Raw genomic sequence first — 24,405 nt, 5'->3', positions numbered from 1 at the left:
TTAAGGCATAAATATGAAAACATACAATGTAGAGGATGGTTGTTATTTAAAAGCTATTTTTTATTCATTTCTCTATACGTTAAATGACGTATGTCACTAGGGCATTTCGCGCATACCTTTGTAGCCGTAATTTTTGAATACTGAAGTCACTGATATGAGGTTTGGAAAAAAATGTTCTCAAAGCTTCATATTTTAACGTTTCTTACTGCAACGTATAACTCATTCAAAATCACAATAGGACGGCTTCAAACATGAAAATCAAAACGCTTGTTTCTGCGATTGCTCTTTCTAGTGTAACTCTCATCGCGCTTCCTTCCATGGCAGCAGACACGATCAAAGTTGGTGTGTTGCATTCTTTGTCCGGCACCATGGCGATTTCTGAAACGACTCTAAAAGACACTGTCTTAATGATGGTAGAAGAGCAAAACAAAAAAGGTGGCTTGCTAGGTAAAAAACTAGAAGCGGTTGTGGTTGACCCTGCGTCAAACTGGCCTTTGTTTGCTGAAAAAGGTCGTGAGCTTTTAACGCAAGAAAAAGTAGATGTTATTTTTGGTAGTTGGACATCCGTATCTCGTAAATCTGTTTTGCCAGTATTAGAAGAGCTAAATGGTTTGATGTTTTACCCAGTTCAATATGAAGGTGAAGAGTCTTCTAAAAACGTTTTCTACACAGGGGCTGCGCCAAACCAACAAGCTATTCCTGCTGTTGATTATTTGATGAATGATCTAGGTGTCGAGCGTTTTGTGCTTGCCGGAACCGATTACGTTTACCCGCGTACAACGAACAAAATCCTTGAAGCGTATTTAAAAGCGAAAGGCGTCGCAGCAAAAGACATCATGATTAACTACACACCATTCGGTCATTCAGATTGGCAGTCTATTGTTTCTGATGTGAAGAAATTCGGTGGTGAAGGTAAGAAAACCGCAGTAGTTTCTACTATCAATGGTGACGCTAACGTTCCTTTTTACAAAGAATTGGGTAACCAAGGTATTTCAGCGGAAGACATTCCAGTGGTTGCCTTCTCTGTCGGTGAAGAAGAATTATCAGGTTTAGACACAACGCCTCTTGTTGGTCACTTGGCTGCTTGGAACTATTTTCAAAGTGTTGAAAGCGATGCGAATGACGAATTCATTACCCAGTGGAAAGCCTTTACGAAAGACGCTAACCGCGTAACGAATGATCCAATGGAAGCGACTTACATCGGTTTCAAAATGTGGGCAAATGCGGTAACCGACGCTGGCACAACCGATGTTGATGCTGTTGAGCAAGCCATGATAGGTCAGAAAACGGAAAACCTAACAGGCGGTATTGCTGTGATGAATAAAAACCATCACTTGAGCAAGCCTGTTCTGATTGGTGAAATCCAAGACGACGGTCAGTTCGAAGTGGTTTGGGAAACAGATGGTGTTGTTGCAGGTGATGCTTGGTCAGACTTTTTACCAGGTTCTAAAGATCTAATCTCTGATTGGACGGCGCCTATCAAGTGCGGTAACTACAACACGAAAACAAAAGCGTGTTCTGGTCAGAATTACTAAGTTATTTACTTCCCAGTAAACATTGGCTCTCTAACCTTATAGGGTCTGAGAGCCTTTTTGTTTCTCTTTTTTTTAATACATGGAGTATGACCTTGAGACATTTAATTGCATTTTGCTGCTGTCTTTTTGGGCTCTTATCCTTTTCAGTACAAGCCGCTGAAGCTAGCCAACAAGATCCTTTGCTTACCGAGCTTGCTGGCGCAAAATTTAAAGACATGGTGCCTATTTTAGATCAGCTTGCCGAGATTAAAGGTGAAACGGTACTGCCACTTTTTCATACATTATTAGGTGGCGATCTTTATTACATAAAAGCCGATAAATCCCTAGTCGGCCAGTTTGATGAACAAGGCAACGCGGTTTATAAAGATGTGTTTAATCAGACTGTTGTGCCGAATTTAAATAAACGAGATGTGAAAAAAATTCGCGTAAACAACACCTTACGGGGTTATCTACGTAACGCGATTGCTCAAATTCAACTGACGGCGAAGTCACCTAAAATACGTGAGTCAGCGGTTCGAGAACTGCTATCAAAACTTGATGCTGACACAGTGACCTTAATCGAATCCTTGTATGCGAAAGAGACGAATAACAAGGTAAAAGAAGCAATGAGTGTGGCTTTGTCTATGCACACAGCTTCTTCTACAGAATTAACGGCATCTAATAGACTGGGTGCTATAGAGCGTTTATCTACCAGTCTTGAAGGTGACGTACGTAACCTTTTAACCAGGCTAACGAAAGACGATAGTCCCGCCATTGTTACCGCAGCGAATAATGCTTTAGAAAAAATCGCCCAACGAGCAAACCGTTTTGCCTTTGTGGATCAGCTCTTTTTTGGTTTGAGTTTGGGCTCCGTACTTTTGCTGGCTTCAATTGGTTTGGCGATTACCTTTGGTGTGATGGGCGTGATTAATATGGCCCATGGCGAGATGATCATGTTGGGTGCTTATACGACGTATGTGGTGCAGCTGCTGATGCCGAACTACATTGATTATTCTATTTGGGTGGCGATTCCTGCCGCCTTTCTTGTGTCTGGCTTGATGGGGGTTTTGATCGAGCGTTTAGTGATTCGACATTTACACGGGCGACCGCTTGAAACTCTGTTGGCAACTTTTGGTATCAGCTTGATTCTGCAGCAGTTGGTGAGAACCATTTTCTCTCCGTTGAATCGCCAAGTTTCCACACCTAGCTGGATGAGTGGTTCATGGGAAATTAATCCAGTGCTGTCTCTGACGTTGAACCGTTTATATATTTTGGCCTTTGCCTTGTTGGTGTTTTTCGCCTTAGTCATCGTGTTGCGAAAAACCTCGTTAGGATTGAATGTTCGAGCGGTGTCGCAGAATCGAAACATGGCAAAAGCCATGGGAGTAAAAACCCATTGGGTCGACGCGATGACCTTTGGCCTTGGGTCTGGTATCGCAGGCATTGCGGGTGTTGCTCTAAGTCAACTAACCAATGTAGGACCAAATTTAGGTCAAGCTTATATCATCGACTCTTTCATGGTGGTTGTGTTTGGCGGTGTAGGTAACTTATTGGGAACATTAGTGGCGGCTTTCTCTTTGGGCATTGCAACTAAGTTCCTAGAGCCAACGACTGGTGCGGTACTCGCTGCGATTATTGTCTTGGTGTTTATTATTCTCTTTATTCAAAAACGTCCTAAAGGACTCTTTCCACAAAAAGGGAGGGCGGCAGAATGACACGTCTTACAGAATGGTTTTCCGCTGGGCGTTCCTCTGGCAAACACACATTGCCTTTTGTGGTGATTCTTTTAGTGGTTTCTTTATTGGCGTCTGGAGCGAATCTATTATTACCAGAAGATTCCGCGCTGTATGTCAGCACTTATACCATCACCTTGTTAGGCAAATATTTATGCTACGCCATGCTGGCTTTGGCAGTAGACATTATCTGGGGCTATTGTGGGATTTTGAGTCTTGGGCATGGTGCATTTTTCGCCTTGGGCGGTTATGCCATGGGCATGTATTTGATGCGTCAAATTGGCGATCGTGGTGTCTATGGCGATCCGCTATTACCTGATTTTATGGTGTTTCTGGATTGGAAAGAATTGCCTTGGTTTTGGTTAGGTATGGACAATTTTGGATTCGCCATGTTGATGGCGGTTGTGGTTCCTGGGTTGCTGGCTTTTATTTTTGGTTGGTTGGCGTTCCGTTCACGAGTCACAGGCGTGTATTTGTCTATCATGACGCAAGCACTAACTTACGCTTTATTATTGGCGTTTTTCCGCAATGAGATGGGCTTTGGTGGTAACAATGGTTTAACGGATTTTAAAGAAATTCTGGGCTTTGATTTACAAGCCGATGCTACGCGAGTCAGCTTATTTATGATTACAGCCTTCTTATTGGCGGTGTTGTTTGTAGTGAGCCAGCGCATTCTTTCTTCTCGGTTTGGTAAAGTGGTGTTAGCGATTCGTGATGCGGAATCCCGTTCGCGTTTTATTGGTTATCGTACGGATCGTTATAAGGTCTGGTTGTTCGTCTATTCCGCTGTTATCGCCGGTATCGCGGGTGCCTTGTATGTGCCGCAAGTTGGCATTATTAACCCAGGTGAATTTTCCCCGATTAACTCCATTGAAATGGTGATCTGGGTTGCAGTTGGTGGTCGAGGTACCTTAATTGGTGCCGTGATTGGCGCGATTCTAGTGAACTACGCGAAAACACGATTTACCGCGATTTTGCCAGATGCTTGGTTGTTTGCACTGGGTGCCATGTTTGTTTTGGTGACCTTGTATTTACCAAAAGGTCTGATGGGCTTGTACGCACAAATGATGGCAAAACGTCGTCCGCTTGCCGTCAAGGAATCTGCCACACAGGAGACTGAAGCATGAATGCGATAGAAAACACAGTAGAAACTCTGCGTGATACTTTTCGACGCGATCAGGTTTGGCCATTTCTTGCGCCGGCTCAAAGCAAGGTGAACGTAGACAACCAGATGATTTTATACGTTGAAGATTTGAACCTAAGCTTTGATGGTTTTAAAGCGCTGAATAATCTAAACCTGTATGTGAATGATGGCGAATTACGTTGTTTGATTGGCGCTAATGGCGCAGGGAAAACGACCTTGATGGATGTGATTACAGGTAAAACACAATGTGATTCAGGAACGGTTTTCTTTGGACAAAATCATAATTTGTTAAATAAAGACGAGGCCGAAATTGCTCAGTTAGGCATAGGCCGTAAATTCCAAAAGCCGACGGTATTTGAAGAACAAACGGTGTTTGATAATTTGGAATTGTCATTAAAAACCGATAAGGGTGTATTGCCCACTTTGTTTTCACGTTTAACGCCAACGCAAATTGATCGCATTGATGAAGTATTAAAAACCGTTGGTTTAGAAAAGCATCGTTTTATGCTGGCAGGGGCTTTGTCCCATGGTCAAAAACAATGGTTGGAAATCGGTATGTTATTAGCCGCTGATCCACGCTTATTATTGATCGATGAACCCGTTGCAGGTATGACAGCGCAAGAAACAGAGCGTACCGCGGAATTACTCACCTCTTTGGCTGGCGAACGCACTGTGATTGTTGTCGAACACGATATGGAGTTTGTCCGTAGTATTGCGAGAACAGTGACTGTATTGCATCAAGGTTCTGTATTGGCAGAAGGGACTATGGATCAAATTCAAAGTAATAAAGATGTGATAGAAGTTTACCTAGGAGAAGATGCAGGGGAAAGTGAAGTTGGAGAAGAAGCGGTAGAAGAGGGAGTCGGCGCATGATTTCAATTAATAAAGTTGACCAGCTTTACGGTGGCACCCAAATCTTATGGGGATTGGATCTAGATATTAAAGAAGGCTCTATTACCTGCATCATGGGACGTAACGGCGTAGGGAAAACCACCTTACTAAAAGCCATTATGGGATTATTACCCATCAAAAGTGGTGCGATTACTATGGAAGGGGCTGAGTTGAATAAGCAAAGCGCAGAAAAACGTGCTTATTCTGGTATTGGCTATGTTCCTCAAGGGCGAGATATTTTTCCTATGTTGACGGTAGAGGAAAACCTACGTATTGGTTTGCCTGTTCGTAGCAAACGCACCGATGACAACCCAAAAGACATTCCTGAAAAAATCTTTGAATTATTTCCCGTGTTAAAAGACATGTTGTACCGTCGCGGTGGGGATTTATCGGGTGGTCAACAGCAGCAACTAGCGATTGGTCGTGCCTTGGTATTGGAACCTAAAGTGTTGATTTTAGATGAGCCAAATGAAGGTATTCAACCCAATATTGTGAAGCAAATTGGTGACGTCATTCTTAAACTAAATAAAGAAGAAGGCCTGACCGTTATCTTGGTCGAGCAAAAATTGGGCTTTGCTCGACGAGTCGGAAAAGAGTTCCGACTGATGGAAAAAGGACGTATTGTGGCATCAGACAGAATGGAAAATTTGAATGATACTCTGATAAAACAATATTTGGCGGTATAACTTTGACTGTTTCCCAATGGCACGCTTTTCTCACATTAGGTTTTAGTAAGACAGCGCGTGGTACGGTATTGAAAACCTGCGATCATAAAGGGCCTTTGTATGTACAAAAGCCCTTTTATCCTGAAGGTGCAGAGACGGCTCATGTCTATTTGTTGCATCCTCCAGGCGGTTTGGTGTCTGGTGATCAATTAACAATCACAGCCAATTTAGCTGAAAACACTCATGTTCTGATTACCACTCCGGGTGCGGGTCGAGTCTACCGAGCCCGAGAAGATAAATCCTTACAGCATCAAATCACACAATTAAATGTGGCTAAAAATAGCCTGATGGAATGGCTTCCACAGGAAACCATTCTTTATCCTAATGCTCACACTCGACTTGAAAACTGTATTGAATTGGCAGAAAACGCCAAATTTATTGGCTGGGAAATAACCTGTTTTGGATTGCCCGCCAATAAAGAAAACTTTGGTGCAGGCCATGCTGAACAAGGTTTTCAGGTTCGTCAAAATGGACGTTTAAAAGTTCGTGAACGTTTGGTGATAGACGGTAATAGCCAAGACATTTTTACCGCTAAAGCGGGATTAAATGGTAATCCAATTAATGGTTTGATGATTGCGGGGCCATTTGATTTGAATGGCAATCAAGATAGTGATCAAAATGAATTGATCGGCAAACTCCGTGTTCATTGTACAAATCATGCCTCCTTAAGTGGAGCAAGCTTGGTAGGTGAGTACATTATGGTACGCAGCGTGCATGATGATTCAGAACAAATGAAACAGTTATTTACCCAATGTTGGCGTGATATTCGTCCAGCATTAATGAACAAAAAGCCTGTGAACCTAGAATTTGGGCCACTTAGCGAAAGAGTACTTTTTAAAGGTGATTGTATGGAACTGCTCCCAAGAGAAAAAGACAAATTATTAGTATTTACCGCGGCTTTATTGGCGGAGAGACGTTTAAATCGCGGTCTTAAATTGAATTATCCAGAAGCCATGGCATTTATCACGATGGAAATTATTGAAGGTGCTCGTGATGGCAAAACCGTGGCGGAATTGATGAGTTACGGCAAAACCTTGTTGAGTGCTGATCAAGTGATGGATGGTGTTGTGGATTTGATTCATGAAGTGCAAGTCGAAGCCACTTTCCCTGACGGCACCAAGCTGGTGACTGTTCATAATCCAATCAACTAATCCTTTTTTATTCATCAAGAGGGAAGGAGAAACATCATGATTCCAGGTGAAATACACGTTGCTGAAGGTGACATTGAACTTAATGTTGGCCGTAAAACACTGAAAGTTCGCGTTGAAAACATAGGTGATCGCCCTGTACAAATTGGCTCTCATTATCATTTTTATGAAGTGAATCCCGCATTGACGTTTGAACGTGAACCAACCAAAGGATTTCGTTTAAACATCGCTTCCGGTACAGCAGTGCGTTTTGAACCCGGTCAAGGTCGAGAAGTGGAATTAGTAGAATATGCGGGTTCGAAAACCATTTACGGTTTCCGTGGTGAAATCATGGGCACGCTGAAAACGGAGGACGAACAATGAGCACAATGGATAGAAAAAGTTATGCGCAAATGTTCGGTCCAACAACTGGTGATCGTGTTCGTTTAGGCGATACGGATGTCTGGATTCAAGTAGAAAAAGATTTTACTACTTATGGTGACGAAGTGAAATTCGGTGGCGGTAAAGTGATTCGCGATGGTATGGGACAAAGCCAAGTCACCAATGAATTTGCCGTAGACTTGGTGATTACCAATGCGTTGGTGTTGGATCATTGGGGCATCGTTAAAGGCGATGTAGGCGTTAAGAATGGTCGTATTACAAAAGTCGGCAAAGCTGGTAATCCTGATGTGCAAGACAATGTCGACATCATCGTTGGCCCAGGGACGGAAGTCATTGCAGGTGAAGGTTGTATTCTGACAGCGGGCGGCATTGATGCGCACATTCACTTTATCTGTCCGCAACAAATTGAAGAAGCACTCACTTCCGGTGTGACCACTATGATTGGTGGCGGAACTGGACCGGCGACGGGAACCAAAGCGACAACCTGTACACCGGGACCTTGGTATCTTGGCAAGATGTTACAAGCCACAGACAGCATGCCGATGAACTTAGGTTTCCTAGGAAAAGGCAACGCCAGCTTGCCTGAAGCGTTAGAAGAGCAACTAGAAGCAGGTGCTTGTGGTTTGAAACTCCACGAAGATTGGGGCACCACGCCAGCTTCGATTGATTGCTGTTTGTCGGTCGCTGAAGCGTACGATGTTCAAGTGGCTATTCATACCGACACTCTTAACGAGTCTGGTTTTGTGGACAGCACTTTAGCGGCTTTCAAAAATCGCGTTATTCATACTTATCACACGGAAGGCGCTGGTGGCGGGCATGCTCCAGATATTATCCGTGCTGCTGGTTTTTCAAATGTTTTGCCTTCTTCTACAAATCCAACGCGACCTTATACACACAACACAGTGGATGAGCATTTAGACATGCTCATGGTGTGTCATCACCTTGATAGCAATATTGCTGAAGATGTGGCATTTGCTGATTCTCGTATTCGTAAGGAAACCATTGCAGCGGAAGATATTTTCCATGATCGCGGTGCATTCTCGATGATTTCGTCTGATTCTCAAGCCATGGGGCGAGTCGGTGAAGTCGTTACACGGACATGGCAAACTGCTCACAAAATGAAGCAACAGTTTGGTTTGTTACCAGAAGACAAAGAGCTTGGTGCGGATAACTTTCGAGCGAAGCGTTACATCGCGAAATACACAATCAACCCTGCGATTACTCACGGAATTAGCCATGAAGTTGGTTCGATTGAGCCGGGAAAATTGGCGGATTTGGTATTGTGGAAACCGGCTTTCTTTGCAGTGAAACCCTCGATGATTATCAAAGGTGGCATGATTGCTAGTGCACCAATGGGCGATCCTAATGCGTCTATTCCAACACCACAGCCTGTGCATTATCGACCTATGTTTGGTTCTTTTGGTAAAGCGGCAGCAGCGACGTCTGTAACCTTCGTTTCTAAGGCAGCATTGAACAATGGCTTGAAAGAAAGCCTTGGTTTAGATCGTACTTTGGTGGAATGTAAAAATACGCGAAATTTGTCTAAGCAAGACATGATTCACAATGCTTGGATGCCGGATATTAGGGTTGACCCACAAACATACGAAGTACGTGCCGATGGTGAGCTATTAACTTGTGAGCCTGCGGAAACCTTGCCGCTTGCTCAGCTTTATACTCTTTTTTAGAAAGACCTTTTATTAAGGTTTTTTGGAGCTTGAAATGCTAGATATATACGAACGATTAGGCACGCATTGCCATGATGCTGTTCATACAACAGTGACGCTAACTCACGAGCAAAGAGACCGAGGTCGTCTTAAGCTAGTGGGTGAAAATAGCGAAGAGGTTCGTGTTTTTTTAAAGCGAGGTAAGCCGCTTTTGGTGGGGGAATTTCTAAAATCTGAATGCGGAAAAATCGTACAGATAAAAGGCGCAGTAGAAGAGGTGGTTCATGCTAGTTGTGAGGATTGGGTCGCGTTTTCTAAGGCTTGTTATCACTTAGGGAATCGACATACCAAAATTCAAGTAGGCGAACGTTGGTTACGAATCAAACCTGACCACGTCTTAGAAGATATGCTGCATTTACTTGGCTTGGTTGTGAGTCATGAAGAAGCGGTGTTTATTCCTGAATCTGGAGCCTATAGCCATGGCCATAGTCACCACTGAAGCCAGTTTATTGCGTTTGTTACAGCTGAGCAGTGTGAGTTTGCCTGTTGGTGGTTATGCATTTTCGCAAGGCATGGAATACGCCATTGATAAAGGCTGGGTTAAGCGCAAAACCGATGTTTCGGATTGGGTGGGTTTGCAAATGCAACAATCGGTTGCACGGGTAGATTTGCCTATTTTACGTCTTTGTATGGTGGCTGCAGAACAGCAAGATTCAGCACTGTTATCAGCAAGATTAATAGAATTAAACGATTTGGCGTTGGCCTGTCGAGAAACCAAAGAGCTGCGTCTTAACGACACGGCGATGGGCGAAGCGCTGTTTCGATTAATGGGAAGTTTAGACATCGAGACGCCTTTTGAACGTGGTGATGTCATGAGCTTTGTCCCTCTGTTTGCGATTGCTGCGACCCATTGGAAGATAGGATTTGATGTGGCAGCGTTGGGTTTTGCTTGGTCTTGGTTAGAAAATCAAATCGCCGCAGCAACCAAGTTAGTGCCATTAGGGCAGACACAAGCACAGGAATTATTAGGTGAATTACAGAGCGATATTAATCAAGCCATTACTCTGTCATTGATGATTAAAGAAGATCGCATTGGCGCTGGATTACCCATGATTGCCATTGCGAGTGCTCAACATGAAACACAGTATTCAAGGTTGTTTCGTTCTTGACCCCCTCCCAACCTCCCCCTTTGCAGGGGGAGGAGTCTAGGGATGTATGTATTCCCTCCCCTTTTTTAAGGGGAGGGTTAGGGTGGGGTTTAAACGTTAGAATGAACATCGAACTCATTAAATAAGTACAAGGTATAGAAATATGAAAAAACAAACCTTACGTATCGGTGTCGGTGGTCCTGTTGGTTCAGGAAAAACCGCCTTGTTGCGTTCTTTATGTTCAGCGCTTCGTGATCATTACAATATTGCGGTTGTGACCAATGATATTTACACCCAAGAAGATGCGAAATTTTTAACAGAGCATCAAGCTTTGGACGCGGATCGTATTTTAGGTGTCGAAACAGGTGGTTGTCCGCATACTGCAATACGTGAAGATGCGTCGATGAACTTGGCGGCGATTGATCAGTTATTAGCACGTCATGGTGAATTGGATATCGTGTTTGTTGAATCGGGCGGTGATAATTTGAGTGCCACTTTTAGCCCTGAATTGTCTGACCTGACTATCTATGTAATTGATGTATCGGCAGGCGACAAGATTCCTCGTAAAGGTGGACCGGGCATCACTAAGTCGGATTTGTTGATTATTAATAAAACCGATTTGGCACCTTTGGTTGGTGCTTCTTTAGAGGTGATGGATCGTGACGCAAAAATGATGCGTGGCGAACGACCGTTCGTATTTTCGAATCTTAAAAAAGCACAAGGCTTGAATGACATTATTCAATTTATTGTGGCTGAAGGCATGCTTGAAGCAAAAGAGCTGCCACCTGCAAAAGCGGTAGTGTAAAGGCTGCTTAAGAAGCTGATGGCTGAAAAACAAGAGCTCAAAGTTTATGGTTCAAAAACAAAAGCTCAAAAAGTTAGGAGAATAACGATGGTTTTATCTATTTTCAAAGGGTTAACTGCGGCGGCATTAGTATTGGTTTCCGGCATGACGTTGGCTCATTCAGGACACGAAGATGTTTCTAGTTTTATAAGTGGTTTGTCTCATCCTTTAGGTGGTTTTGATCATCTATTGGCGATGCTTGCGATTGGTCTTTGGGCATCAAGCATGGGTGGTCGCGCTTTATGGGCTGTGCCTGCGGCATTTGTGTTAGCTATGTTGATTGGTGGTAGTTTGGCGGTTGCTGGTTTGAATGCTCCTTTCGTCGAACAAGGTATTTTGCTCTCTGTTATTGTGTTGGGTGTTTTGGTTTTAGGCGCGAAGCGTTTACCTGTTTTGGCTTGCATGATGATTGCCGGTGGTTTTGCCGTGTTCCACGGAGCGGCTCATGGTTCAGAAATGCCAATGAATGCCAACAGTGTTGAATATGCATTGGGCTTTGTATTTGCCACTACTGGTTTGCATATCCTTGGTCTTGGTTTGGGGCAGTTGATGACTGGTTTTGCTTCACCTTTGATGATGCGTATTAGTGGATTAATGATTGCTGTCGCAGGACTTTTTCTAAGCGTTGCTTAATTGAACTGACAGTTGATTCTTCAGCTTTAACCCGTAACCGCGAGTAAGTATGTCCGCAGCCCAGAAGATCTTTAAAGTCCGACGCCACTATAATAAGTGGGTCGCTGACCAAACTATGGAGGATTACGCTTTACGCTACACCTCCAAGCAAGGCCGCATTATGAGTATCGACCGCGTCGGGCATACGGCTCTTGGCGCAGCGGCGTTTTTGGCGTTAGAAGGTTTGGCGGCGGTTATTACGTTGGGCTATGGTTTTACCAATGCCGTAGCGGCTATTCTTACCGTGCTTGCGGTGTTCTTCATTACAGGTTTTCCGATTGCTTACTATTCTGCTAAACATGGGTTAGATATTGATTTACTGACTCGTGGCGCGGGTTTTGGCTACCTTGGTTCAACCATTACTTCGCTTATTTATGCTTCTTTCACTTTTATCTTTTTTGCCATTGAAGCCGCCATTCTGGCTTCTGCAATGGAAGTGTTACTTGGTATTCCTTTACAGATTGGTTATGCGCTTTCCGCTTTGTTTGTGATTCCGATTGTGACTCACGGTATTCGCGCAATCAGTCGATTCCAAAACGGTTCTCAATGGATTTGGCTCGTGCTGCAATTTGCTGCAGTGGGCGTTGTCATTTCTCAGGTTGTTCAGGAGTATCAGCAATTTGAAGGCTGGACGGAATACACACCAGCACATTTGCCTGTCAATATTGGTTTTGATTGGGTGTTGTTTGGTGCCGCGGCTTCTGTGCTGTTTGCACTAATGGCGCAAATTGGTGAGCAGGTCGATTATCTACGATTCCTTCCTCAAAAAACCAAACAGAATAGAAAACGCTGGTGGTTTTGGTTGATTTTAGCGGGCCCAGGTTGGGTTTTTATTGGCGCGATCAAGATGCTTTTAGGGTCTTTTTTAGCCTATTTGGCGATCTCGGATGGTGCAACAGCGATACAGGCGACAGACCCAACTTATTTATATCAACGAGTCTTTTTCTTTTTGACTAACTCACCGACAACCGCCTTGGTATTAGCGGCAATATTTGTTTTTATCTGCCAGATGAAGATCAATCTAACAAATGCCTATGCAGGCTCGATTGCTTGGTCAAACTTTTTTCCCGTCTGACTCATTCTCACCCTGGTCGAGTAGTGTGGTTAGTGTTCAATGTGACCATCGCTTTGTTGTTGATGGAATTAGGGATTTATCAAGCGCTTGGCGCGATATTAAGTGTGTTTGCCATCAGTGCGGTGAGCTGGTTAGGTAGTTTGTCTGCGGATTTATTGATTAACAAACCGCTGGGTTTAAGCCCAAATTATGTGGAGTTCAAACGAGCGCATTTATACGACATAAACCCTGTTGGCACCGGGTCTATGTTGATTGCGACGACATTAGGTTTAGTGAGTTATTTAGGCATTTTTGGTGAAGTGGCAAAAAGCCTATGTCATTTTATTTCGCTTGGTAGCTGTTTTGTGTTTGTTCCCTTGATCGCTTGGATCACGAAAGGGAAATACTACATTGCTCGTCAAAGTCCTGAATTAGTGCCAATGATAGAGCTGGCACAGCAAAAACAACCGCATTATGTCACCTTGACGTGCGGCATCTGTGAGAATGACTTTGAAACGGAAGACATGAGTTTTTGCCCCGCTTATATGCAACCGATTTGTTCCCTATGTTGTTCGTTGGATGTTCGCTGTTTAGACAGTTGTAAGCCGCAAGCCAGTATTAGCCAGCAAAGTGATTATTTCTTTAAGTTGTTTTTGCCTAAGCGTTTGGTCAAAGCATTGAAATCACGATTCGGGCGCTTCTTATCTCTTTTGACGGTGATTAATATAATTAATGCTGCCTTGATGATGTTGATCTATCGACAAATGGCACCCAGCTCGATTGAAGGTGAAACCTTACTGCAAGACACCATGTTTGCTCTGTTTTTTACTTTGTTGATCGTTTCAGGCGTATTGTCTTGGTTGTTTTTACTTGCCCATGAAAGCCGTCTGGTAGCGCAGAAAGAATCGAACAGACAGACGCGAAAATTGATTCGCGAGATCGACGCTCACCAAGAAACAGACCGGGCATTACAAGGTGCAAAAGAACAAGCCGAGCAAGCAAATGAAGCGAAAAGTCGTTACCTCACCGGTATTAGTCATGAATTACGAACGCCGCTGCAATCTATTATTGGTTATGCGCAATTGTTGTCTGAGAAAGCGAATACCCCTTCTGGGCATCAAAATGGTTTAGACATTATTCATCGCAGTGGTTTGTATTTAGCAGATTTGATTGAAGGTTTGTTAGATATTTCTAAGATCGAAGCTGGGCGTTTTGATCTGTATCGCAATACGGTAGATTTTCCAAAACTAATTGATCAATTAAACAGTATGTTTGCTATGCAGGCACGAGCCAAAGGTGTTCAGTTTCAATCTAAAATCATTGCGCCTTTGCCGCAACATGTCGTGACAGACGAAAAGCGGCTACGACAAATCTTGATTAATTTGCTATCAAATGCGGTGAAATATACACCTCAAGGCTCGATATTATTCGAAGTGAATTATCGTAACCAAGTCGCCGAATTTGTGATTCGCGATACTGGGCTTGGTATTAAGAACGAACATTTACAGCGAATTTTTGATCCATTCGAACGGGTGCGCGATATCAGCACAGGGAATTTACCTGGCACGGGTTTGGGGTTGACGATTGTTAAATTACTGACAGATATCATGGGCGGTGATTTACAAGCCAAATCGGTTGTTGGGGAAGGCAGTGAGTTCCGTGTGAGTTTGATGTTGCCGTGGGTGAGCCAAGGCGATGTGGTAGCTCATGAGTACAAACGCATAGTGAGTTATCGAGGTTATCAACGTACTTTAATGGTGGTCGATGATGACCCTGTGGTGCGTGGTTTGTTGTCCGATATATTAGCACCGCTTGGATTTAACGTGTTGGAAGCCAATGATGCCCAAGTCTGTTTAGAGCAGCTGGATTCTTGTTCGCCAGATTTATTTGTTTTGGATGTTTCCATGCCCGGAATGGATGGTTTAACACTTGCGAAGACACTGCGTGACCGAGGTTTAGGCGTACCGATTGTTATGTTGTCGGCAGATGCACAAGAAAGCCAACGAGAGCCAGATGAACAGGCAGCGTTTAATCAGTATTTGGTGAAACCTGTTAATAACAGCATCCTATTAGAAACAGTTCAAAGTTTGTTGAATCTTGAATGGGGATATCAAGAAACGGAATCCCATGACCTTGCTCATGCACAGATATTAGCTGAAAGCTTACTCAATGATGAAAATGGTAAAGGCAGTAATAACGAGGACCAAGAAATACCCTTAATTCCAGACCATGAAAGTGTGCGTGAATTGATGGCATTTGCTGAAATGGGTTATAAAAAAGGCGTGCGTGGTGTACTGAATCAACTTGATAAAACCGATGTTATTGCGCCAACACATCAACAGCAATTGGAAAGTTTGTATCGGAGCTTTCAGTTCGATGGCATCGTTCAATACTTAAAACAGCATTCCTTGTAATGTGCTTTATAAAATGGAAAACCTCATGATGGAATCCAGCAATAAGAGTGACATAGTATTAGTTGTTGATGACTCGCCCGATGCGTTGAGTTTGATTCACGATACCTTGGAAGCGGCGAATATGGATGTGCTTGTGGCTTTAGAAGGTAAGCAAGCGTTAACCATAGCGAAACGGATTCGTCCTGACATTATTTTGCTTGATGCCATTATGCCAAATATGGATGGCTTCGAGACATGTTGTGAGTTAAAGGCCGATCCAAGTCTGGCCTCCATTCCGGTTATTTTTATGACTGGTTTGAGTGATACTAATGACATAGTTCGAGGTTTGGAAGCGGGAGGCGTGGATTATCTTACTAAGCCGATTCAGCCAAATGAATTGATTGCTCGTATGCGAGTGCATTTGTCGAATGCTCGGTTAAGTAATAATGCTCAATCGGCATTGGACAGTATGGGGCAACATTTAATGACGACAACCCTGACGGGGGCAATCGCCTGGGCGACGCCGCAGACGTATGCCTTGCTCGCTAAAGCGCGGGTGAGTGCTGAATGGCAACGAATTGAACTTGCGTCACAAGTTCGTCTTTGGCTAACTCATGATCCAAAAGTAGGCAATGTTTTGAAGCTTACAGGATTAGATTACCCTTTGGCTTTGAAGATGATGGGGCTTACTGAGCAAAAAGAAGCGCTTTTAAAACTAGAGGACGGTGATAAACCAAAGGGGCCTGTGTTGTTGAAAACGGAGTTGAATTTAACCGATCGAGAATCGGAGGTGTTGCATTGGATTGCGAATGGTAAGACCAATCGTGAAGTGGCTGAGATTCTTGAAATGAGCCCACGTACAGTCAATAAACACTTAGAGCAAATCTTCCCCAAACTGGGTGTTGAGAATCGAACATCTGCAGCAGGCGTTGCATTGCGAATACTTGCCGCAGATCGTTAAAAGTATATTGTTTCCAATATAACCTAAATGACATATTCCTCCTTATAGTCATGAATTTATTCATAAAGGCGTGAACGAGGTAAGAATGGTCATGAGGCTCTTGGTCAATTGTTTTGCTTCATTTTTCTTTTTAATATGGCGCATCTTTTGAGAAGGCTTGTATTGATGAATAACAATGTTGCTGTACCACGTGAGAAATTAGAGTGGAGTTTATTTGGGTTACGTCTAGGTGTATTTATTGTTTTACTTATGTGGACCTTAGACAAATTTTTTAACCCAGAGCATGTCGCCGTTATATTTAAAGCGTTTTATTCTATTTCTGAGTTGAGCTCTGGCGTCTCTTATCTATTGGGAGGCTTGCAGCTGATTCTTGTACTTAGCTTTTTGATTGGTTTTCGAAAACGTTGGGTGACGTTGATTATCTTGATCATGCATTTGAGTTCCACTCTTGTATCTTTTGGGCGTTATATGGACCCTTGGGGGCCATCAAATCTTTTGTTTTTCGCTGCTTGGCCTATGTTAGCCGCAATTTTTATGCTGTACCTTTTTCGCGAGTTTGATAAGAAATTATCACTCGAAAATTAACCTGTGTTTACTCTGTCTTATTGGCAGAGGCAGTAGTCCTTTTTAAGGGCGCCAATGTTTCTTTTAATTATGAAAGACTCATTCTTGTACTTCCCCCTTTTTAGGCGATATCTCAATTGAGGTGTCGCTTTTTTTGACGCTACAAAATAAAAAGAGAGCCTTATACATTCAATGAATAAGGCTCTCTTTTTATTTATGTTCATAGAAGTATATTAATTAACGAGGAGGGATGCCTTTTTTGAATTCTGGCTTCGCATCATTACTTGTGACGCCATCAATTAATACAAAAGCAATCACACAAGGTTCTTTGCCTCGGTTACTCCAAGCGTGGTTTGTGCCACGTTGAACTACCACATCACCCGCTTTTAATAGTACATCTTCTTCATCCATTAACATGTAGATTTCACCAGACATGATGATGGCATAATCTAAAGAGTCTGTTCTATGCATAAATGGATGACGTGCGCCTTCAACAATATTTGCGCCAGCGCCCATTTCAGCAAAAGCTGAAGGGCCATCTAATTTTGCTAAAACTTCTGGGTTTTCAGGTAAAAACTCTACACAACGAAAAGCGCTACCATGGGTTGGCGGATGCAAAATAAATGGACCTTTACAGGTTTCCACATCTCCATCGTACTCAGCCGGTGTACTGTTTGATAACCAGAAGTTAGTCAGTGTTACGCCAGGACGATTTGGTCGTTGTAAAATATGGTCAGCATATTGGTCTGATTCAACACAAGCGACACCATTTTTATCGTGCCCAGTGACTACGCGTCTGAATTTTTGTGTCATGGTAAAACTCCTTATTGTTGTGTTTTTTGAAGTGTTTCTTGGTTGATTGTTTTTTGCTTACTTTTTTCGATAAAGAACAAGATGCATAAAGCAGTTAGCCCAATTGAAGCTGTCATAGCACCTTGGAATAACAACAAGGTACCAGTTACAAAAAAGGCAAATCTCATCAATATATTAAGTGCTTGATATAAGTGACCAATCACTGCGATGGAAATACAAATGATGCCGAGAACTCCAGTAATCGCTGCAACTACACCGCCAAATAAACTGCCACTTAGTAACAGCGCAGGGGAGAAGCAGAAAGCGAAAGGTAAAATGAAACTGTTGATGCCATAAGACGCTGCCGTCCAACCAACTTTGTTAATGTCAGCTCCCGCGATACCGCCAGCTACATAAGAAGCTAGGGCAACTGGTGGTGTAATTGTGGAAATACAACCAAAGTAGAAAACAAAGAAGTGAGCGGTTAATACTGGCACACCTAGGTTAACTAAAGCTGGAGCAATAACGGTTGCTAGAATTAGGTAAGCTGCCGTTGTTGGTAACCCCATTCCTAGTATGATTGAGGTAATCATGGTGAAGAATAAAGCTAAAGGCAAAGAACCATTCGACGCTAAATCGATCAATAAGGCGATTTTTGAACCTAAACCTGTAATCCCTAAAATACCGGAAATAATGCCTGCAGCAGCACATGCTGCAGAAATAGTGATCACGCTTTTTGCTCCATCACTAATGCCTATTGAAAGTTTAGTGAAAAATACTCTATCTATTTTACGACGTTTGAGAATGTCTAATCCTAACAAGACTACCATTGCCCACATGGATGCTTTGAAAGGTGAATATCCAATAAGCATCAATCCGATAAGAGTGACAAAAGTGGCTATAAAAGGTATGCCATCAATCAAAATGGCTGTTATTGGACGCTCATCTTCGTCGTTCGTGATTGATTTCTGCGGCTGAATGCCTGATTTAACAGCTTGCAAATGCACCATGGCAAAAATTGCTACGAAAAACAAAATGGCTGGAAGTAAAGCTGTTGTCATAACTTCTGTATAAGGCACGCCAACAATTTCAGCCATGATGAAGGCGGCAGCGCCCATTACAGGAGGCATTAATTGTCCACCGGTAGAAGCAACGGCTTCAATTGCTCCAGCTTGATGTGGCTGATAGCCTTCACGTTTCATAATAGGAATGGTTACGGTTCCTGTTACGGCTACATTACCCGCTGCTGAGCCTGATACCATACCAATTAGAGTTGAGAAAATAACGGCTGATTTTGCACTTGCTGCGCGTAATCCGCGGGTAAATCTCATGGAAATTTGGAAGAAGAAATCGCCTGCGCCAAAACCAGAAAGTAGAGCACCGAAAATAGTGAAAACGATAATATATGTTGCCGCAACGCCAACTGGAATTCCGTATACGCCCTGAGTATTTGTGGTTAAAAAGGTCACAATACGTTCAAAGCTATAACCACGGCTATTTAATACACCGGGTAAATAACTGCTAATAAATGGATAGCAAAAGAAGACCAGTGTGATGGAGGCTAAAATTGCTCCAACGCCTCGTCTTGCGGCTTCAAACACTAAAGCGATGATGATAATGCCAGCGTAATAATCCATAGGTTCGATCAGCCCACCACTGAAAGCGATAGGCTTCCAACGCATTAACATCCAGTAACCCGATGCTAGCGTGAGGAGGATTAAAATGATTGAAATACTGGTGTTTATTTTTGTGCCTGCAAGCTTTTTAGACAGCGGCTTTAGGGCGAATAAAAGTGATAAAGCAAAGCTTAAATGTATCAGCCTCATGCTCATGGTAGAAATTGAAAAAAGACCAGAAATCACAGCCAAGTGAAACAGGCCAAATAACAGTGCAATCGCAGATAAACTGTATTTATTAAAAGAACCATAAAGGCTATGTTGATTCATTACATCCTCCCTTTGCAGTGTGGCGATAAAACGTCTGCCAAATCACGCTTAACTTGAAGGAAAAGCGGATATGGCATGGTATTGAGACGTTATGTAAATGGTGGTATGAACTATAGTGCTTTACGTGAATCGAAATAACGTTTGGCACCGGGATGTAACGGTATAGAAAGGTCTAAAGACATTTCAGGGATGATTTGTTTAGCATTGGAGTTCTGTGCAGAAAACTCGTCAAGGTGATCGAAAATAGAATGGAGAATATCTTCAACAATTTCGGGAGAAGTGGAATTAGAAACGACTAGCATGTTGTTAACACCAATCGCTACTGCAGCCGACTCTGTATCGTAAATGTCTTTTGGAATTAGAACGCCACTGTAAACAGGATTAGCTTTTAGTGCTTTTTCTAACATACCATCAGAGAAGTTAATAAAAGCTAAATCATTAGACGCGGCTGCTTGCATAACAGCACCAGCAGGGTAACCAGACAAGGCAAAAGCCGCATCGATTGCACCATCAGATAATTGACTAAAACCATCAGAGTAAGATAAGAAACTTGGCGTCATGTCGTCTAATGACATGCCATGAAGTGGCAGTAAAAAATTAAGGAAGCCTAGTGTTCCTCCGCCAGCAGGTCCAACAGCAACACGCTTACCTTTAAGATCTTCAATAGTTTTAATATCACTGCCTTTCATGACAATCATGTGTAACACACTAGGGTGTAATGCTGCGACAGCACTCATATCAATAGGACCTGATTTATAAGGACCTACACCTTTTACTGCAAGAGCAGCGAGATTGTTATTAGTAATGGCAATATCGACTTCACCAGAACCTAATAAACGAGGGTTTTGCACGGACCCGCCAGTAACAATAGGAACCATAGAAGAACCTTGCGTACCGTATTTATTTACTAGGTTGGAAATGGTTTGACCCATCGGGTAAAACGCTCCACCTAAGCTGGCTGTGCCGATTCGTAGCTCTTCGGCTTGGCTAAGAAGTGGGTTAGCTATTATGAGCCATATTGCGGCGGCTTTTATTAACTTAGTCATCGATCTATCCTCTTTAAGCTGATGCTTATTTATTATTGTTTTTTCATAGTGCTTATTTAGCTAGCTGATTTCTATGTGTGCTTTGCTGGTTTTTTCCTTAGAACAAGGTTCATAAGAAAATACATATTTTTCAATATATATCTAAAATAACGTTATTTTGTAAAAAATCAACAAAAAAACTATATTTTGGTTGGGTTATAAGAAGGTTTTCCATGAAAAATAAAGCTGCTGTTCTTAGTCATTTCTTGTATCTAAAAGCGGGAATGCGTTTGTTTCAGTGGTTGAGGGGAAAAATAAGGGCGGGATAAGCTGCAATTTCTAGGGAAAAAACAAAGTGTAAAGTTTTGAAAAGAACTACCACTGGAATGCATTAGATCAAAAAATAATTAAGTGGAAGGTTTGAATGAACGTGGTTGGGATATAGTTACGATACAAAAACGGCACCAGATAAGACTTTATCTAGTGCCGTTTGAAGATTTTGTTCGCGATGTTTAAAGGATTGTGATGATGTCTTTTGTTGCAAGGCGAGACTTAGGTAATGCTGCATTATAGTCTTGAGCTTTATCGTTGTAGCCCATTGCTAGTGCAACATCACACTGATAACCGTCTAATTCTTCAGAGAACAATTCGCTGATTAACTCGTGGTCTACGCCTTCCATTGGAGTAGAGTCAATACCTAGACGAGCTAGTGCGCTCATTGTGTTACCTAAGGCTATGTAGGTTTGAGCCTTTGTCCAAGCTGCATTATTGCCTTTCTCATCTGTATTCATATCAACAAAAGCAAAAGCACCAAAAGCTTGTTCTTTATTTTCTGGCTGAGTACGGCCAACTTGAATGTCTTTATCAATGACTTTTTCATAATCTGCGCGAACGTAGTTTGTTTTATGGGCGAACAATATCGTGTGTGATGCTGTTTTAGCGTGTTTTTGGTTGAATTGAAATTTGTTTTCAAATGTATCATGAAGGCGCTGTTTCGCTTCGTCACTTTCAATCACAATAAACTTCCAAGGTTGAGAGTTTATTGAAGAAGGTGAAAGGCGCAATACTTCGTAGATAACCTCTAAATCTTTCGTTGATATAGTCTTAGAAGCATCATAATGTTTTACAGTGTGGCGGTTTTCTAGATCAGTAATAATTGGGTGTGTCATTTTTTATTCCATATAAAACAAGTTTAAAAGTTGGCTCTTTAAAAAGAGAATGGCGCTATCCTAACGATTCTTTATCAAACAAAAAACATACATTTTATTGAATTATTGTCAAAAAATAATTGATAATAAGGCTGTGATTTTTCATGAAGGTTATAAAAATGCAACTTGAAGATCTCCAAGTCGTTTTAAAAGTGGCTGAATTTCGCAGTATTACTGCAGCAGCAAGACATCTTGATATGCAAATGGCGACAGCCAGCGCGGCTGTAAAGCGTGTTGAGTCTGCATTAGGTGTGGAGTTATTTGTAAGAACAACGCGCCACCTTCGACTCTCTAATGCGGGCGAGCGCTATTTGCCACAATGCGAAGCTGCTTTGTCTATGTTGGATCAAGCAAAACAAACGATGCGAAATGATTTGGATATTATCAGCGGTGAAATTCGTATTGCCGTGTCATCCGATTTAGGCCGAAATTTGGCGATTCCATGGATTAACGAATTTATGGAGCATCATCCAGACGTCACCTTAAGAGCGCATATTAGTGACAGCAACGTCGATTTTTATCGTGATGCGATAGACATGGCACTACGCTACGGTCCGCCTTCAGATTCGAACTTGTATGGTTTCAAAATTTGCAATGTGCCAAGAATTATTGCCGCTAGCCCAGAATATATCGAGCAACATGGAATTCCTTTACACCCAAAAGATCTGGCGAATCATAAAGGTTTGTTTTATCAACTCCAAGGTATATTGAACGATACCTGGTTGCTTTCAGAAGGTGATCAATCCCATAAAGTGAAACCGAAAGCGAACTGTGCAGCAAATGACGGTGACTTAGTTAGGCGTTGGTGTGTTGCAGGAAAAGGTGTCGCCATCAAATCTTGTCTGGATGTCGCCAGTGATTTACTAGACGGTCGAGTTGTACCATTACTCTCGGAGTATGGCATTCAACAAGGGGAACTTTGGTTAGTATGCCCAAGTCGACAATCTATTACGCCAACGGTTCGTCTTTTACGAGATTTGTTTAGAGATAAAACGAGAGTGTTGCTCATGGCCTTGGTGGAAAGAGGCATGTTAGATAAAACTGTATTGGATGACGGGCACATTAACGGTTAGCCTATTTCAGGACGGGACACTAAGCATAAAAAAGGGTAAGTAGCGTTCACTACTTACCCTTTTTTTGTACCGTATTTTCTCGCTACTGTCTGAGAGAGAAAGTACTAGCTAGAAAATATTAACGAGACTTTAGGTAGTTCAGCATAGTATCAGCATCAGACACTTCGAATGGGTCGTTTGGTGCATTGTCTTGAAAGCCATCTTCAATAAACATTTTCTGAATCACGCAATCTTCAACATACATACCATAGCGCCAGCTACGCATGCCAAATCCAAGGTTGTCTTTTTTCACTAACATGCCCATTTGGCGAGTGAAGTCACCGTTGCCATCAGGTAATAGAAAAACGTTTTCAGCATTTTGGCTTTTCCCCCACTGGTACATAACAAAAGCGTCATTTACAGAGATACAAATCACGGCGTCTACGCCTTGTGCTTTGAATTCGCTGTAAAGTTCTTCATAGCGAGGCAAATGAGATGTTGAACAAGTTGGTGTGAAGGCACCAGGTAAAGAGAAAACAACCACTTTTTTGTTTTTGAACAAATCGTTTGTTGTTACGTCTTTCCATTCAAATGGATTTGGACCACCAAGAGCATCGTTACGAACACGTGTTTTAAAGGTGATATTAGGGACGTTAGTTATCATGTTTTTTTCTTCCTATTAAAGGTAAATGAAAAGTAATGTGTGTTTAGTTTTTTAAAAAGCCACGCTGTTGCAAGAAGTCTAGCATATGTTCACGTTTCTTTTTCTGTACGGCGTTTGCCGTTTGTTCTGACCAGTTACTGCTCTTCTGATTATCGCCACGGCTCTGATAATAGTCGTGCATTTGATCGTCATAAGCTCTAACGTCATTTGCGCAACGTGTGTTGTCGTAACTATCCTTATGCAAAATAACATCGACTGGCAAACGTGGCTTCAAATCTGGTTCAGCATCTGGGTAACCAAGGCAAAGTCCAAAGACTGGGTACACTTGATTTGGTAGATTTAATAGTTTTGCTACCTGTGCCGGGTCATTACGAATACCACCAATAAAAACAGCACCTAATCCAACAGATTCAGCTCCCAGCATAAGGTTTTGTGCCATTAATGTCGCGTCTGTTGTTGCGGCAATAAAATGTTCCGTGTTGCCTTCTAGTTTGCCTAAGCCTTGTTGCAAACTGCAATGTTCTACGCGCGTTAAGTCTGCACAAATGACTAAAAATTCAGCGGCAGATTCAATCCATTTTTGCCCGCCTGCTAACGTGGCGATCTTTTTTCGATTCTCTTGGTTAGTTACCTGTATCAATGAGTAGGCTTGGATAAAACTAGAAGAGGCCGCACCTTGAGCGCATCGAATAAGTTGCTTGAGTAACGATTCATCAATGGTTTGGTCTGTGTATTGGCGAATGGATTTATGGGCTGTTTGGGCTTGTAAAATAGGGTTCATAATAAGCGCCTGTTAAAAATGAAGTATGCAAAACTAAGATGTATAGCAGTGGTATAGATAGTAGAGAGTTCGTACTAAAGGGTCAAAGCGCTATTGTGGAA

The 24,405-nt window shown here is 42.5% G+C and carries 21 protein-coding genes and 2 pseudogenes; 17 read left to right on the top strand and 6 right to left on the bottom strand.

The features are described from left to right. Positions 1-251: 251 nt before the first annotated feature. The 16 genes and pseudogenes from urtA to AC0L3Y_RS01420 all read left to right on the top strand — a co-directional run bounded on the left by urtA (position 252) and on the right by AC0L3Y_RS01420 (position 16,857). Complete coding sequence (gene urtA, locus AC0L3Y_RS01495; RefSeq protein ID WP_473467896.1) at positions 252-1,535, top strand: urea ABC transporter substrate-binding protein; 1,284 nt, start codon at positions 252-254, stop codon at positions 1,533-1,535. A gap of 86 nt (positions 1,536-1,621) precedes the next feature. Next, positions 1,622-3,229: an urea ABC transporter permease subunit UrtB gene (gene urtB / locus AC0L3Y_RS01490; protein WP_473467893.1), complete on the top strand. Its 1,608-nt coding sequence runs from the start codon at positions 1,622-1,624 to the stop codon at positions 3,227-3,229. Continuing rightward, the gene (urtC, locus tag AC0L3Y_RS01485; RefSeq protein WP_473467889.1) at positions 3,226-4,374 is read left to right on the top strand and encodes an urea ABC transporter permease subunit UrtC; all 1,149 of its coding nucleotides are present in this window, start codon (positions 3,226-3,228) and stop codon (positions 4,372-4,374) included. The genes urtB and urtC overlap by 4 nt, the downstream gene beginning before the upstream one ends. After that, positions 4,371-5,264 carry an urea ABC transporter ATP-binding protein UrtD gene (gene urtD / locus AC0L3Y_RS01480; RefSeq protein ID WP_473467885.1) on the top strand — a complete coding sequence of 298 codons (894 nt, stop codon included), beginning with the start codon at positions 4,371-4,373 and terminating at the stop codon, positions 5,262-5,264. Before urtC ends, urtD begins: the two co-directional genes overlap by 4 nt. After that, a complete protein-coding gene (gene urtE, locus AC0L3Y_RS01475) occupies positions 5,261-5,968 on the top strand; it encodes an urea ABC transporter ATP-binding subunit UrtE (RefSeq protein ID WP_473467880.1) in 708 nt (235 codons plus the stop codon). The genes urtD and urtE overlap by 4 nt, the downstream gene beginning before the upstream one ends. A gap of 173 nt (positions 5,969-6,141) precedes the next feature. Next, positions 6,142-6,675: pseudogene (locus tag AC0L3Y_RS01470) on the top strand (urease accessory protein UreD); the annotation flags it as partial. 180 nt (positions 6,676-6,855) lie between these two features. Further along, on the top strand, positions 6,856-7,158 hold the full coding sequence (locus AC0L3Y_RS01465; protein WP_036163021.1) for an urease subunit gamma: 303 nt from the start codon (positions 6,856-6,858) through the stop codon (positions 7,156-7,158). Between the two features lie 36 nt (positions 7,159-7,194). Continuing rightward, on the top strand, positions 7,195-7,518 hold the full coding sequence (locus tag AC0L3Y_RS01460) for an urease subunit beta (protein WP_473467876.1): 324 nt from the start codon (positions 7,195-7,197) through the stop codon (positions 7,516-7,518). Then, on the top strand, positions 7,515-9,221 hold the full coding sequence (ureC, locus tag AC0L3Y_RS01455) for an urease subunit alpha (protein ID WP_473467873.1): 1,707 nt from the start codon (positions 7,515-7,517) through the stop codon (positions 9,219-9,221). Before AC0L3Y_RS01460 ends, ureC begins: the two co-directional genes overlap by 4 nt. A 34-nt stretch (positions 9,222-9,255) precedes the next feature. Further along, positions 9,256-9,699, top strand: a complete 444-nt coding sequence (ureE, locus tag AC0L3Y_RS01450; protein ID WP_473467869.1) for an urease accessory protein UreE — start codon at positions 9,256-9,258, stop codon at positions 9,697-9,699. After that, complete coding sequence (locus AC0L3Y_RS01445) at positions 9,680-10,369, top strand: urease accessory protein UreF (protein WP_473467866.1); 690 nt, start codon at positions 9,680-9,682, stop codon at positions 10,367-10,369. Before ureE ends, AC0L3Y_RS01445 begins: the two co-directional genes overlap by 20 nt. 142 nt (positions 10,370-10,511) lie before the next feature. Next, positions 10,512-11,153 (top strand): urease accessory protein UreG, encoded by a 642-nt coding sequence (ureG, locus tag AC0L3Y_RS01440; protein WP_473467863.1) that lies wholly within the window; start codon positions 10,512-10,514, stop codon positions 11,151-11,153. Positions 11,154-11,240: 87 nt separating this feature from the next. Further along, positions 11,241-11,825: a HupE/UreJ family protein gene (locus AC0L3Y_RS01435; RefSeq protein ID WP_473467860.1), complete on the top strand. Its 585-nt coding sequence runs from the start codon at positions 11,241-11,243 to the stop codon at positions 11,823-11,825. Between the two features lie 49 nt (positions 11,826-11,874). Continuing rightward, positions 11,875-15,332 (top strand): annotated as a pseudogene (locus AC0L3Y_RS01430) (hybrid sensor histidine kinase/response regulator). A 25-nt stretch (positions 15,333-15,357) separates the two neighbouring features. Then, positions 15,358-16,272 (top strand): response regulator, encoded by a 915-nt coding sequence (locus AC0L3Y_RS01425; RefSeq protein WP_473467856.1) that lies wholly within the window; start codon positions 15,358-15,360, stop codon positions 16,270-16,272. Positions 16,273-16,437: 165 nt separating this feature from the next. Next, a complete protein-coding gene (locus tag AC0L3Y_RS01420) occupies positions 16,438-16,857 on the top strand; it encodes a hypothetical protein (protein ID WP_473467853.1) in 420 nt (139 codons plus the stop codon). Positions 16,858-17,073: 216 nt separating this feature from the next. Here the strand turns inward: AC0L3Y_RS01420 and AC0L3Y_RS01415 are convergent, their stop codons facing one another. From AC0L3Y_RS01415 to AC0L3Y_RS01400, 4 genes are all read right to left on the bottom strand, one after another. After that, positions 17,074-17,649, bottom strand: a complete 576-nt coding sequence (locus AC0L3Y_RS01415; protein ID WP_473467851.1) for a cupin domain-containing protein — start codon at positions 17,647-17,649, stop codon at positions 17,074-17,076. A gap of 11 nt (positions 17,650-17,660) precedes the next feature. After that, complete coding sequence (locus tag AC0L3Y_RS01410; RefSeq protein WP_473467848.1) at positions 17,661-19,574, bottom strand: TRAP transporter permease; 1,914 nt, start codon at positions 19,572-19,574, stop codon at positions 17,661-17,663. A gap of 110 nt (positions 19,575-19,684) precedes the next feature. Then, complete coding sequence (locus AC0L3Y_RS01405) at positions 19,685-20,620, bottom strand: TAXI family TRAP transporter solute-binding subunit (RefSeq protein ID WP_473467845.1); 936 nt, start codon at positions 20,618-20,620, stop codon at positions 19,685-19,687. A 491-nt stretch (positions 20,621-21,111) separates the two neighbouring features. After that, on the bottom strand, positions 21,112-21,768 hold the full coding sequence (locus tag AC0L3Y_RS01400) for a nitroreductase family protein (protein ID WP_473467841.1): 657 nt from the start codon (positions 21,766-21,768) through the stop codon (positions 21,112-21,114). A 158-nt stretch (positions 21,769-21,926) separates the two neighbouring features. Here AC0L3Y_RS01400 and AC0L3Y_RS01395 point away from each other — a divergent pair, with 158 nt between their 5' ends. Continuing rightward, on the top strand, positions 21,927-22,880 hold the full coding sequence (locus tag AC0L3Y_RS01395) for a LysR family transcriptional regulator (RefSeq protein ID WP_473467838.1): 954 nt from the start codon (positions 21,927-21,929) through the stop codon (positions 22,878-22,880). Positions 22,881-22,998: 118 nt separating this feature from the next. Here AC0L3Y_RS01395 and AC0L3Y_RS01390 read toward each other — a convergent pair whose 3' ends face one another. Beyond that, positions 22,999-23,523, bottom strand: a complete 525-nt coding sequence (locus AC0L3Y_RS01390; RefSeq protein WP_473467834.1) for a redoxin family protein — start codon at positions 23,521-23,523, stop codon at positions 22,999-23,001. Between the two features lie 43 nt (positions 23,524-23,566). Next, positions 23,567-24,304: an oxygen-insensitive NADPH nitroreductase gene (gene nfsA / locus AC0L3Y_RS01385; RefSeq protein ID WP_473467830.1), complete on the bottom strand. Its 738-nt coding sequence runs from the start codon at positions 24,302-24,304 to the stop codon at positions 23,567-23,569. Positions 24,305-24,405: the final 101 nt, after the last annotated feature.

Source organism: Marinomonas sp. GJ51-14 (assembly GCF_055808695.1).
Note: the sequence above shows the minus strand (reverse complement) of the source record. Positions and strands in the feature narration are given on the sequence as shown.